The 13,048-nt window shown below is 52.7% G+C and carries 15 protein-coding genes; 5 read left to right on the top strand and 10 right to left on the bottom strand.

Going from position 1 to position 13,048, the window contains the following annotated elements:
- Nucleotides 1-39 precede the first annotated feature (39 nt).
- The 9 genes from phoQ to V6942_RS00860 form a co-directional block, all read right to left on the bottom strand.
- Nucleotides 40-1,503, bottom strand: a complete 1,464-nt coding sequence (gene phoQ, locus V6942_RS00900) for a two-component system sensor histidine kinase PhoQ (protein WP_106926392.1) — start codon at nt 1,501-1,503, stop codon at nt 40-42.
- Entirely contained in the window at nt 1,500-2,174 is a 675-nt protein-coding gene (phoP, locus tag V6942_RS00895) for a two-component system response regulator PhoP (RefSeq protein ID WP_106926394.1), read from the bottom strand. Before phoP ends, phoQ begins: the two co-directional genes overlap by 4 nt.
- Before the next feature lie 155 nt (nt 2,175-2,329).
- Nucleotides 2,330-3,700, bottom strand: a complete 1,371-nt coding sequence (gene purB, locus V6942_RS00890) for an adenylosuccinate lyase (protein WP_182929083.1) — start codon at nt 3,698-3,700, stop codon at nt 2,330-2,332.
- A gap of 3 nt (nt 3,701-3,703) precedes the next feature.
- Nucleotides 3,704-4,345: a high frequency lysogenization protein HflD gene (gene hflD, locus V6942_RS00885; protein ID WP_333500711.1), complete on the bottom strand. Its 642-nt coding sequence runs from the start codon at nt 4,343-4,345 to the stop codon at nt 3,704-3,706.
- Nucleotides 4,346-4,417: 72 nt separating this feature from the next.
- On the bottom strand, nt 4,418-5,527 hold the full coding sequence (mnmA, locus tag V6942_RS00880) for a tRNA 2-thiouridine(34) synthase MnmA (protein WP_146145712.1): 1,110 nt from the start codon (nt 5,525-5,527) through the stop codon (nt 4,418-4,420).
- 53 nt (nt 5,528-5,580) lie between these two features.
- Nucleotides 5,581-6,042: an NUDIX hydrolase gene (locus V6942_RS00875; protein ID WP_182965587.1), complete on the bottom strand. Its 462-nt coding sequence runs from the start codon at nt 6,040-6,042 to the stop codon at nt 5,581-5,583.
- Between the two features lie 57 nt (nt 6,043-6,099).
- Nucleotides 6,100-6,429, bottom strand: a complete 330-nt coding sequence (gene csgC / locus V6942_RS00870) for a curli assembly chaperone CsgC (protein WP_181357989.1) — start codon at nt 6,427-6,429, stop codon at nt 6,100-6,102.
- A 59-nt stretch (nt 6,430-6,488) separates the two neighbouring features.
- A complete protein-coding gene (locus tag V6942_RS00865) occupies nt 6,489-7,280 on the bottom strand; it encodes a hypothetical protein (RefSeq protein WP_106926405.1) in 792 nt (263 codons plus the stop codon).
- Between the two features lie 44 nt (nt 7,281-7,324).
- Nucleotides 7,325-7,831, bottom strand: a complete 507-nt coding sequence (locus V6942_RS00860) for a curlin (RefSeq protein ID WP_106926407.1) — start codon at nt 7,829-7,831, stop codon at nt 7,325-7,327.
- 719 nt (nt 7,832-8,550) lie between these two features.
- Here V6942_RS00860 and csgD point away from each other — a divergent pair.
- The 4 genes from csgD to csgG are packed head-to-tail and all read left to right on the top strand — an operon-like array spanning nt 8,551 to nt 10,881.
- The gene (gene csgD / locus V6942_RS00855; RefSeq protein WP_106926409.1) at nt 8,551-9,201 is read left to right on the top strand and encodes a biofilm master transcriptional regulator CsgD; all 651 of its coding nucleotides are present in this window, start codon (nt 8,551-8,553) and stop codon (nt 9,199-9,201) included.
- Nucleotides 9,202-9,203: 2 nt separating this feature from the next.
- Entirely contained in the window at nt 9,204-9,593 is a 390-nt protein-coding gene (csgE, locus tag V6942_RS00850; RefSeq protein ID WP_106926411.1) for a curli production assembly/transport protein CsgE, read from the top strand.
- Between the two features lie 9 nt (nt 9,594-9,602).
- Nucleotides 9,603-10,016 (top strand): curli production assembly/transport protein CsgF, encoded by a 414-nt coding sequence (gene csgF, locus V6942_RS00845; protein ID WP_106926413.1) that lies wholly within the window; start codon nt 9,603-9,605, stop codon nt 10,014-10,016.
- A 19-nt stretch (nt 10,017-10,035) separates the two neighbouring features.
- Entirely contained in the window at nt 10,036-10,881 is an 846-nt protein-coding gene (gene csgG, locus V6942_RS00840) for a curli production assembly/transport protein CsgG (protein WP_106926415.1), read from the top strand.
- 20 nt (nt 10,882-10,901) lie between these two features.
- Here csgG and rluE read toward each other — a convergent pair whose 3' ends face one another.
- Nucleotides 10,902-11,564 carry a 23S rRNA pseudouridine(2457) synthase RluE gene (gene rluE, locus V6942_RS00835; protein ID WP_106926417.1) on the bottom strand — a complete coding sequence of 221 codons (663 nt, stop codon included), beginning with the start codon at nt 11,562-11,564 and terminating at the stop codon, nt 10,902-10,904.
- Between the two features lie 215 nt (nt 11,565-11,779).
- Here rluE and icd point away from each other — a divergent pair, with 215 nt between their 5' ends.
- Complete coding sequence (gene icd / locus V6942_RS00830) at nt 11,780-13,030, top strand: NADP-dependent isocitrate dehydrogenase (RefSeq protein ID WP_106926419.1); 1,251 nt, start codon at nt 11,780-11,782, stop codon at nt 13,028-13,030.
- Nucleotides 13,031-13,048: the final 18 nt, after the last annotated feature.

Raw genomic sequence — 13,048 nt, 5'->3', positions numbered from 1 at the left:
CATCTTATTCACAAAACTACCTTGCTGCGGAAACAGAATTTACCCTTCGTGACTGTCCAGGTTCTGGTGGCCGAAGATAACCTCCATTTTCGCCCCGCCGAGCAGGCTATCGTGGGCAGCGATATGGCCGTCATACTGTTCAACAATATCGCGAGCGACGGCGAGGCCAACGCCCTGACCTGGACGCATGGTATCGGCGCGCTGACCGCGGTCGAAGACGATATCACGCTTGCTCTGTGGAATACCGGGGCCGTCATCCTCAACGATAATGTGCAGGTAATCGTCGGTCTGGCGGGCGGACACTTCCACAAACTCCAGGCAGTATTTACAGGCGTTATCCAGCAGGTTGCCCATGACTTCCATAAAGTCATTTTGTTCACCGGCAAAGGTTATCTCCGGCGAAATATCCAGCGTGATGTTCACCCCTTTACGCTGATAGACTTTATTCAGCGCCGAGGTCAGGCTGTCTAGCAGCGGCGCAACCGGGTGCAGCTCGCGGCTGACCAGGGTGCTGTCGGTACGCATGCTGGCACGGTGCAGGTAGTAGCCGATTTGCTGCGAGATACGGCTGATTTGCTCCAGCATAACCGGCTCGGCTTCACTGACGGTGATTTTCTCGCTGCGCAGCGAACGTAGCGAGCTTTGCAGCACCGCCAGCGGCGTTTTCAGACTGTGCGTCAGGTCGGTTAGGGTGGTGCGATATTTGTCATAGCGCTCGCGTTCGCTTTTCAGCAGTCGGTTCAGGTTGCGTACCAGGCTGGTGAGCTCGCGGGTGGTATCGGGATTAAGATGCTCACGGTGGTGCTCTTCCAGTTCGCGCACTTCGCGGGTGAGGTCGGCAATCGGGCGCAGGCTCCAGTGAGCGGCTATCCACAGCAGCGGAATGACCAGCAGCAGGTTGGCGGCAACCACGTAGGAGAACCAACTCCAGACCATATAGGAGCGTTTCAGCTCTATCGGAATGGTGTCGATGACCACGATCACCAGCGCGGGCATCAGGCTGGTGGCCGGGTAGCTGTTGACCGCCACCGAGTGGGTCATTTCTGAGTCGTCCCCCTGTTCACGCATCTCGGTGAGCTCTTTTTGCATCTCATGATCGTTGCGCAGCAGCGTGCTGGTAGAGTTGACGTCGGCTTCAATTTCATAAAAACCGTTGCCCCGCAGCCACTCCGGCTGAATACGTTTGGTCAACCACGGCAGGTCTTTTTGCTGCCACAGCAGCTGGCCTTTGTCGTTGTAGATCAACGCTACCGTAGGGCTTTGCATATTGAGATTGTCGGGAATATCAACGCTCAGCGCATTGTTTTCCCATTTTGCCAGGGTATAGAACAGGTTGCTCTCGCCGCGCAGCAGACGAAAAGTGGTTTTATCAAAACTGACGCTGTAGCCGACCAGCGCCACCATGCCGTAGGCCAGCGACAGCACGATAACCACGGCAGCCGTCGCCAGCAGAAAACGCATCCGCAGCGACAGCGGCAGAATATGCCGACGAATATGCTTCATTCGCGTAGTTCGAACAGGTAGCCCTGACCGCGCACGGTAATAATCACGTCGTGCGGATACTGGGCCTGAATTTTCTTACGCAGACGCCCCATCAGCACATCAATCGTGTGGCTTTCGCGCAGTTCGGCGTCAGGGTAGAGCTGAAGCATGAGAGAATCTTTACTGACCACCTTGCCATTGTTGCGGATCAGCGTTTCCATAATGGTGTATTCGAAGGCGGTGAGTTTGATCACTTCTTCATTAATGGACAGCTCGCGGCGCGACAGGTCAACCTGGAACGGCGGCAGAGATATCACCTGCGACGCGTGGCCGCTATTACGGCGCATCAGCGCCTGCATGCGGGCGGCGACCTCTTCAATATGGAACGGTTTGGTCACGTAATCATCAGCACCGGCGCTCAGAACTTCCACCTTATCCTGCCAGCTCTCACGGGCCGTCAGCACCAGAATCGGCAGTGAGATATCGTGGCTGCGCCAGCGGCGAATCAGCGACAGGCCATCTTCATCCGGCAGGCCCAGATCGACAATCGCAATATCGGGGAGGTGCTCGCCTAAATAATAATCTGCTTCCTTCGCGTCTTCTGCGGCATCCACCTGATGGCCCATTTCCTGGAGCTGAACTTTCAGATGGTGACGTAACAGAGCGTTGTCCTCTACGACGAGTACGCGCATGCTGTTTCTCCATTAAATTAGTGACATGAATAGTTTAACGCTGATTATGTCGCGATGGAGATAAACATTTCTTAAATTACAGGAAAAGTCCCTAATGCTGTAGGCCGGATAAGGAATGCCCTCTCCTTCGGAAAGAAGGAGAGGAGGAGACGGGATTATTTCAGCTCGTCGACCATGGTGATGGCGCGGCCGATATAGTTAGCCGGTGTCATCGCCTTGAGGCGGGTTTTCTCTTCTTCCGGCAGCGCAAGGCCGTCGATGAACTGTTTCATGCCTTCAGCGTCAACGCGTTTGCCGCGGGTCAGTTCTTTCAGCTTCTCGTACGGCTTCTCGATGCCGTAGCGACGCATAACGGTCTGGATAGGCTCGGCCAGTACTTCCCAGTTGTGATCCAGCTCGTCGAGCAGACGATCGCGGTTCACTTCCAGCTTGCTCACGCCCTTCAGCGTAGACTGGTAGGCGATCAGCGCGTAGCCGATACCCACGCCCAGGTTACGCAGCACGGTGGAGTCGGTCAGATCGCGCTGCCAGCGAGATACCGGCAGTTTGCTCGCCAGATGCTGCAGCACCGCGTTCGACAGGCCCAGGTTGCCTTCGGAGTTTTCGAAGTCGATTGGGTTGACCTTATGCGGCATGGTGGAAGAACCAATCTCGCCAGCGATGGTTTTCTGCTTGAAGTGGTTCAGCGCAATGTAGCCCCACACGTCGCGATCGAAGTCGATCAGGATGGTGTTGAAGCGCGCGATGCAGTCAAACAGCTCGGCAATATAGTCGTGTGGCTCAATCTGGGTGGTGTACGGGTTCCACTGAATGCCCAGCGAGGTCACGAACTCTTCGCTGAACTGGTGCCAGTCAACGTCCGGGTATGCGGCGATGTGGGCATTGTAGTTACCTACCGCACCGTTGATTTTGCCCAGAATTTCTACCTGGCCCAGCTGACGGAACTGACGCTCCATACGGTACGCGACGTTGGCCATTTCTTTGCCGATGGTGGACGGCGTAGCGGGCTGACCGTGGGTACGGGAGAGAAGCGGGATATCACGATACTGCACCGCCAGGTCTTTAATGGCATCAATAATTTTACGCCAGTACGGCAGCACCACTTCTTCGCGCGCGGTTTTCAGCATCAGCGCGTGGGACAGGTTGTTGATGTCTTCGGAGGTGCAGGCAAAGTGAATAAACTCAGACACGGCGTGCAGCTCAGGCACCGACGCGACTTTCTCTTTCAGGAAATACTCAACCGCCTTGACGTCGTGGTTGGTGGTGCGCTCGATAGTTTTAATGCGCGCGGCGTCTTCTTCAGAGAAGTTAGCCACGATGCTATCAAGGTAACCGTTTGCGTCGGCAGCAAAAGCAGGAACTTCCTTGACGGCTGCGTGTGCGGCCAGCTTCTGCAGCCAGCGTACTTCGACTTGTACACGGAATTTCAGCAAACCATATTCGCTGAAAATCCCGCGCAGCGCGCTGACTTTATCGCCGTAGCGTCCATCGACAGGGGAAACGGCGGTCAGTGAGGATAATTCCATAGATCACAACTCCGGGGTTAAATGAGCGAGAATTTGTTTTGCCTGAGTGGTCAGGCGATTACGAGAAAACATGAGCTGCAGACGCCCGCCGCCGACCTGGTGCCACAGCACCGCCGAGCGGATCCCCGCCAGCAGCGAAGCACGGACTTTGGCCTGCACCTGCGGGCTTTGCAGCACAGCAGGGGAGCCAGTCACCTGAATACGCGGGCCGAGTGGGCTGATGACGTCCACATAGATACCTGCCATGGCGCTGAGCAGCGTATCGGACTGCAAATCAAAATGGTCGAGCTGACGCTGCAGGCCGTTGATGCGGTTGCCCAGCGTGTCCATTGCGCCTTTGGCGGCGGCAAGCTTGCGCTCGAGCACCATCAGGCTGAGCGTATAGCGAGTCAGCTCGGCGTTCAGCCCCTGGCGGCTGCTGGCGTTCAGCACGCCGAGTAAGGTTTCAAGGCCGAGACGAAGATTGGCTTCGCTGCCACCAAACACACCCAGCGCGGAGTCTGGGTTAAGGTCGATGACGCTGTTGAGCGAAACGTGTAACGCGTCGCCGTCGCAGTGCCCCTGATGGGCCAACTGCTGCACCAGACGGGCGGACTGGCAAATTCCCGCCAGCGCCAGGGTGATGTCATAGTAATTCTTCGCCACGCTAACTCCTTGTTGCGCTGCCCGACGGCGCGACGCCAGGCAGACTACGTTATGCCCTGCTCGGGGAGGGCTTTATTCCACAGGCAGCGGCAGGCGCTGCTCAATCACGCCGCCGCCGAGGCAGACTTCACCGCGATAGAACACGGCGGACTGGCCAGGGGTAACAGCGGCAACAGGTTCATCAAAGCGAACCTCAATACGTTCTGCATCCAGCGCGGTGACGGTGCACGGGATATCCGTCTGGCGGTAGCGGGTCTTCACGGTGCAGCGGAAGGTGCCGGTGACCGGTTCGCGATCCACCCAATGCAGCTGCTGGGCAATCAGCCCCACGGACATCAGGCGCGGATGATCGTGACCCTGAGCGACAACCAGAATGTTGTTCTCAACGTCTTTATCCACCACGTACCACGGATCTTCGCTGCCTTCTTTGGTGCCTCCGATGCCCAAACCTTTGCGCTGGCCCAGCGTGTGATACATCAGCCCCTGATGAGTACCGATCTCTTCGCCATCGACGGTGATAATTTTACCTGGCTGTGCGGGCAGGTAGCGGCCGAGGAACTCGCGGAATTTACGCTCGCCGATAAAGCAGATACCGGTGGAGTCTTTTTTCTTCGCGGTGATGAGATCCAGCTCTTCGGCGATTTTACGCACCTGCGGCTTTTCCAGTTCGCCGACCGGGAACAGGCTTTGCGCGATCTGTTCGTGGCTCAGCGTATAAAGGAAGTAGCTCTGGTCTTTGTTGCCATCGAGGCCGCGCAGCAGCTGGCTCTTGCCGTTAACATCGGCGCGGCGCACGTAGTGGCCGGTGGCAATGTAGTCGGCGCCGAGATCTTCTGCGGCAAACTCGAGGAAGGCTTTGAATTTGATCTCTTTGTTGCACAGGATATCCGGGTTGGGCGTGCGGCCCGCTTTGTACTCTTCCAGGAAGAGCTCAAATACGTTGTCCCAGTATTCGGCGGCAAAGTTAACGGTGTGCAGCTCAATGCCGAGCTTATCGCATACCGCTTGCGCATCGGCAAGGTCGGCGGCGGCAGTGCAGTATTCCTCGCCGTCGTCTTCCTCCCAGTTCTTCATGAACAGGCCCTCCACCTTATAGCCCTGTTGTTGCAACAGGTAGGCGGAAACGGAGGAATCAACACCGCCGGACATGCCGACGATCACTTTTTTCTGGCTTTCTGACATTGGAATACTCACGACATTGGACTTCAAGGCGGCATATTCTAGCACGCAGCCTGTTACTTGGCACCCTCGGTAAACGGCCAGTTAAATGCACCGATCAACGACAGCGGATAGCGCTCGTCCTGCTGATAGCAGCGGATGCTTTCGGCAACCAGCGCAGACCGGAGGTTTTTGGCATTGAGGATCTCTTCGGCGCTGAGCCACAGGCAGCGATCGATATCGCTATCGTGCGGTTCAGTGGCGCACATTTCGGCAAGTTCAATGACGAAAAGAAAGCGCAGAAACGGCGTGTGGTCGGGTGCCAGCCACTGATGCAGACGCACAAAATGCTGCGGCGTTGCGCGAATGCCGGTCTCTTCCCACAGCTCGCGCTCGGCGGCCTGTATCAGGGTTTCGTCGGCTTCCAGATGGCCGGCAGGCTGATTCCACAGCACTTTGCCATTGATGGTTTCTTCTACCAGCAAAAATTTGCCTTCGGCGTGAACCACGCAGGCGACGGTAACGTGAGGTTTAAACATGCGGCATCCTTATCGGGCAAGAAAGAGGATAAGGATATAAAGAAGGGGAGGGGAAAATCAAACCTTCGTCGGCGAACTCCAGCTTTGCTGCAAAATAACGCCTTTACTGTCGCTGAGGGTGACGGTGATTTGTGTCCATTCGCCGTGGGGAATATCCAGCATCATGCTGGCCAGCGGCTGCGGATGCTGACCTTTTATCACGACGCTGCCGCTTTGGCTGCTGTTGCTTTGCCCGGACTGCCCCTGATGAATCACGTTAATCGTCATCTGGCAGCTGCAATCGTTTGTCAGCGTCGCCATCGGTGTGACAACCAGCGCGTTATCCTGCTGTTGGGTTTCAAACCACAGTTGGTTGCTGAGCGCGGCGGCGATAAGCAGGAGGTGCATAGAAGTCCTCGTCATTGAGCGAAAGACAGCCGGATGAAAAATTCATCCGGCTGTAGGGGTTAGTTCTGATTAACGTACGAAATGTTACCTGAACCGGATTGCTGAACGTAGGTCACCGCATTGTTATGCGTCTGACCGACGCTGCTGAAGTTACCCGCGTTGGTCTGAGACACTAAAATAGCCGAATCATTAGCGCTCTGATTCACGTAAGACTTGTTGTTGCCGACAGACTGCTGTACATCAACAATACTTTTGCTGCCCGCCTGGACAATATCAGAGAGGTTGTAGTTGCCGCTCTGTACTACAGAGCTTGAGTTACTGGTGCCAGATTGTTTAACGCCGGAATTATTGCCAGTGCCATCTTGTGACACCACAATGGCGTTACCCTGACCACCCGATTGCTGTGTCGCAGAAGAGATGTTGTTTGCGCCTTTTTGAGTGACGCTGATAGAACTAGTGGTACCTTTCTGCGTCGCCGAAGATTGGTTACCCGAACCATATTGGTTTACGAAGACAGCGCTTTTGGTCGCAGCCTGGTTGACGATAGAACTGCCATAACTGCCGTACTGATGGACATCAATGACGGAGCCGGATGAGCTCGCCTGATCGGCCTGGGAGAAGTTACCGTTTCCCGGCTGGTAAATATGAATGGCCTGATCCCATTTGCCGCTTTGCGGGACGATAGGGGCTTTGCCCGTAATTGTCGGGATATCCGGAAGCGTGACGCCGCTGCCACCGCCGCCGCCATTACCATTACCAGGCCAACTACCACCGCCTTTGCCATCTTCACTTGCCACAGCGACACCCGATGCTAACAGTGTTGACAAAATAACAATTTTCCACGTTTTCATTAAGATACCCCATAGGTTTAGAGATTGGTCAATCAGTTAAAACGCTAATTTTGGGTAATGCGAATTGCCATTCCTGCCGAATTTTGCACAACGGCCGCGCCGCGGCTTGTGCCTGTTTGATTAATCTGCGTAATATTGCCAACGCCTTTGCTGACAATTTTTGCAGAGTTATCAAAACCAGTTTGCGTAATATCCGCCTGGTTCGCCGATCCTGCCTGCACGACCTCTGCAGAATTATTCGTCCCTGATTGGCTTACCGTAGCGTTATTACCATTACCGTATTGCGCTATTGCAGCGCGATTATTAAAACCATTTTGATTTAATATCGCGTTGTTATACCCACCCACCTGAGAAATAGAACCATAAATATGCGAGCCTGACTGGTTAATAGACGCGTTATTACCGCTGCCATGTTGGCCAGTAATTGCTACCATATCGTAGTTCTGACGATATTGACTTAACCCTGAAAACTCAGAGCCCGCCAGATCGCCTCCCGCAGTAGCCAGATATGAACAGCCCAATAAGGGTATTAATAAGAACCACTGTTTCATAATGGCACCTTGATTTAACCGACGGTTAAAGTCAGGAGTTAAACCAGCGATAGCTTCGTCCGCTTACGGAGTGCGGCAGTCGCTGATTTATGGATTGAGTATGTTCGACAGAAATAATCATTGTTTTCGCCTGGATTACGTATTTTGAAAATGAGCGTCAGTCGATAGTATGAGGATTCAGGAATGAGACAGGCTGGCAGCGGCGTCACCACGCGGATGCAAACGGAGCGGGCTGCCGCGATAGCACAACAGTATTTAGCGCTTTACGGCCTAAGCTAAATTATTCTTCCATAAGCTAAATGATGGAATAGAAAGTTTACAGCTAGCGGCATTGTCGGCAGAAGATGGCATACCTTGAATAGACTGAAGTGTAAATACGCATGTTGGCTCAGGCGCTATGGGAAAAGATAAAATTATTTTCTTTATATAAATCATAACCAATAGTGTATTTCTTCGTAATAACCTGACATGTTATTGTTACATTTTGAAACACAAATAACCCTTGCGATTAAAATGCCAATGTCTAGATTGAACAGTATTGCAGCACTTAGGAAACAAGCGCACATTCTGTGCTTAATACCCTTTATTGTCATACTTATTAATTGTCATACTTATTAAATCAGCAACTACACAGAACGGCGACTCTTTCTGCGTATGCATATTGTGTGCATAGCAGAAAGAGATCGCGTTCCGAGCAGCAAGCGGGATGGGGTTTCATAATGCCGAAAGAAACTGAACCGGTACATAACGATATTTTGCTGTTAATAACCAGGCCGTCATTGCAGGCCACTGCCCTGGTTCATCAACTCAAAACATCATTACCAATTAATGTCAGAATTCAGAATATTCAAAAAATGCTCGAGCAGACTGACGCCGAGCGCGTTCTGGTTCTTTTTGATCTTAGTGAGTCGGATAAAAAAAGGACCTTACTCTGGCAAAGTGAACTACGACGATTACGTGAAAAAGTGAAAGTTTTGCTCATTAATATGCCAGAGGACTATCACTTTCATGAAGTAGAGTCATGGTTTGGTATTAGCGCAGTGTTTCATCTTTCCGTCGATGAACAAACCTTAGTGGGTGGCATTCGCAACGTGATGAACGGTGGTTGCCATTTTCCTCACGATCTCACCAGCTATCTTATTAATCAGTCGGGCAGTTACCGGTACCATGACGATACCAGCGGGTTGACGCAGCGCGAAAAGGATATTCTTAATAAGCTGCGAATGGGTGCCTCGAATGTTGAAATTGCCCGCCTGCTATTTATTAGCGAGAATACCGTGAAGACACATTTATATAATCTTTTTCGCAAGATATCTGTAAAAAATAGAACGCAGGCTGTTACCTGGGCTAACGAAAACCTTAGACGCTAATCATGAAAAAACTGATAGTGATAACGGTAACATTAATAATGCTGCTGGCAGTACGCGTCACCGCTGCAGCAGAAATAGAGGTGCCGGGGCTGGTGACGGATAATACGATCACCCGTGTGGGCCACGATTTTTATCGGGAGTTTACCGACCATTGGGAGGAAGAGTACCCGGGTTCGATTACGATTAATGAACGCCCCAGTGCCCGCTGGGGCAGCTGGATAACGATCAAGGTCGATCAAGATTTGCTGTATCAGACGTTTTTATTTCCAAGTAAAAATGACTTTGATAAACAAGTTAATGTCGCATTAGCTTCCGTGTATGAGGCTTTGCAGAAGCGCGCCATTAATAAAGCTTTATTAAATACTGGCGACTTAACCAAAGATGAGTTCTAGGAGCGTACGATGAAAGTGCTTTCTTTAATTCTTGGTATTGGTTTTTTATCTACCACAGCCCAGGCGGGGAACCTGACCTTCCAGTTTGTTAACCCTAATTTTGGCGGCAACCCCAATAATGGTTCTTTTCTGCTCTCGGAGGCGAATGCGCAAAACTCCTATAAAGATCCCAATGCTTACGACTGGAGTACTTCGTCATCAAGTTCAACACTTGATAATTTCACTTCAGCTATCCAGTCGCAGCTGCTCGGTAGCCTGATGGGCAACCTCTCTACCGGTAAACCGGGGCGGCTGGTCACTAAAGACTTTATTGTTGATATCACCAATACCGACGGTCAGCTGATGATGAACATCCTTGACCGCTCTACCGGGAAATCGTCCTCTATTCAGGTCAGCGGCCTGAGCAGTGTTTCAACAAATTAATCAGTGGCGGGATGCTGAGATGAAAAATATAACCGGCGTAGTGGTCATTTTAATTAGCCTGTCGATGCTTACGGGCTGCATTACCTCTCCCCCTAAACAGGCTGCAAAACCAACGCTGTTGCCGCGCTCGCAGAGCTATCAGGACTTAACGCATCTGCCGCCACCGCAGGGTAAACTGTTTGTCTCAGTTTATAATATCCAGGATGAAACCGGGCAGTTTAAACCTTACCCGGCGAGTAACTTTTCAACCTCTGTCCCGCAGAGCGCCACCGCGATGCTGGTTTCGGCGCTGAAAGATTCCAACTGGTTTACGCCGCTGGAACGTCAGGGGCTGCAAAACCTGCTCAATGAGCGCAAAATTATTCGCGCCGCGCAGGAAAACGGTACCGTCGCAGAAAATAACCGCGGTCAGCTGCCGTCGCTGGTGGCGGCTAATATCCTGATTGAAGGTTCGATCATCGGTTATGAAAGTAATGTGAAATCGGGCGGGGCGGGGGCGCGTTACTTTGGTATTGGCGCCAGCACGCAGTACCAGCTCGATCAGATTGCCGTCAACCTGAGGGTCGTCAACGTGAGCACCGGCGAAGTACTTTCCTCGGTAAATACCAGTAAAACGATTCTGTCCTACGAGTTCCAGGCGGGCGTCTTCCGCTATATCGACTATCAGCGTCTGCTGGAAGGGGAAGTGGGCTACACGGTGAATGAACCGGTCATGCTGTGCCTGATGTCGGCCATTGAAACCGGCGTCATTTATCTGGTCAATGACGGGATCACCCGCAACCTGTGGCAGTTGAAGAACGCCTCGGATATCAATTCGCCGGTACTCGAAAAATACAAAAGTATCATCGTTCCTGATATTTCCTGACCGCTCACGCCAGGCGAGCGCTATTCGCGCTCGCCGCTGGCATCACGCCATTCGCCATTGCCGAGGTTGTCCAGCGTGTAGCCACCCATCGCGTAACGAATTAACCGCAGCGTCGGGTAGCCCACGTGAGCGGTCATCCGCCTTACCTGACGATTACGGCCTTCATAGAGCGTCACTTTGAGCCAGGCAGTGGGAATAGACTTCCGCTCGCGGATCGGCGGGTTACGCGGCCACAGCCACTCCGGAGCCTCAACGCGTTCGATACCGGCCGGCAGCGTCGGGCCGTCGTTGAGCGTGACGCCGTCGCGCAGCGCCTGCATCGCCTCTTCGCCAGGCTCGCCTTCTACCTGTACATAGTAAATTTTGCCCGTCCGCTTACCCGGCTGGGTGAGCCTGGCCTGCAGCGCGCCGTCATTTGTTAACACCAGCAACCCTTCACTGTCGCGGTCAAGGCGTCCGGCGGCGTACACATTCTGCACGGGAATAAAATCTTTCAGCGTGCTGCGGCCCGCTTCATCGGTAAATTGCGGCAAAACATCATAGGGTTTATTGAACAGTATGACGCGTTTTGGTTGGTTATCCCGGCGCGGCTTAGCGGCTTGTTTTGAGCTGAATCGCTCAACCCGGTGTTTTCTAAAAGAAGTTTTAATCATAGTATTTTCAGGCTTTATAGATTCGCGCATTATAGCCTAAGAACGAGAGTCTTTCATGGCGCCAAACAATCAGGTAGTATTGACAGGCTTATTACAAAACATTAACAAAAATGCTCTAACTCTTTGTGTTGCAGGAAGACGGTAAGACAGTGCATCTCCAGACTAAGTGGAGTGGGCGTAGTAGCGGCAAGAACCTGTGGCGTAAAGGATGACGAGCACACCAGTAGCGCTCGAAGGAGAGGTGAATGGAAAGCAAAGTAGTTGTTCCGGCGGAAGGTCAAAAAATCACCCTGAAAGACGGCAAGCTGAATGTGCCACACAATCCGATTATCCCATTTATTGAAGGCGACGGTATCGGCGTTGACGTGACTCCGGCAATGCTGAAAGTGGTTGATGCCGCTGTTGAGAAAGCCTACAAAGGCGAGCGTAAAATTTCCTGGATGGAAATTTACACCGGGGAAAAATCCACTCAGATCTACGGCCAGGACGTATGGCTGCCAGCAGAAACGCTGGATCTCATCCGCGATTACCGCGTTGCTATCAAAGGCCCTCTGACCACGCCAGTTGGCGGCGGCATCCGTTCTCTGAACGTTGCGCTGCGTCAGGAACTCGACCTGTACGTGTGTCTGCGCCCGGTGCGTTACTACCAGGGCACGCCTAGCCCGGTGAAACACCCAGAACTGACCGATATGGTTATCTTCCGTGAAAACTCCGAAGACATCTACGCGGGTATCGAATGGAAAGCTGACTCCGCAGACGCTGAGAAAGTGATTAAATTCCTGCGCGAAGAGATGGGCGTGAAGAAAATTCGTTTCCCGGAACATTGCGGTATCGGCATTAAACCGTGTTCCGAAGAAGGGACCAAGCGTCTGGTACGTGCGGCGATCGAATACGCGATCACCAACGACCGTGACTCCCTGACCCTGGTGCACAAAGGCAACATCATGAAGTTCACCGAAGGCGCGTTCAAAGACTGGGGCTACCAGCTGATTCGCGACGAATTCGGCGGCGAACTCATCGACGGCGGCCCGTGGCAGAAAATCAAGAACCCGAACACCGGTAAAGAAATCATCATTAAAGATGTGATTGCCGATGCGTTCCTGCAGCAGATTCTGCTGCGTCCGGCAGAATACGACGTGATCGCCTGTATGAACCTGAACGGTGACTACATCTCTGACGCCCTGGCGGCGCAGGTTGGCGGTATTGGTATTGCACCGGGCGCGAACATCGGTGACGAATGCGCACTGTTCGAAGCGACCCACGGTACAGCACCGAAGTACGCAGGCCAGGACAAAGTGAACCCTGGTTCTATCATCCTGTCCGCAGAAATGATGCTCCGTCATATGGAATGGTTCGAAGCGGCTGACCTGATTGTTAAAGGTATGGAAGGCGCGATCAACAACAAGACCGTGACCTATGACTTCGAACGTCTGATGGAAGGCGCTAAACTGCTGAAATGTTCAGAGTTTGGTGACGCGATCATCTCAAACATGTAATCCAGATTCTGGGTTAGT

This window comes from Kluyvera genomosp. 2, assembly GCF_036759865.1.
Classification (GTDB): domain Bacteria; phylum Pseudomonadota; class Gammaproteobacteria; order Enterobacterales; family Enterobacteriaceae; genus Kluyvera; species Kluyvera ascorbata_B.
The sequence above is the reverse complement of the archived record's forward strand: the minus strand, read 5'-3'. Positions and strand labels throughout refer to the sequence as shown.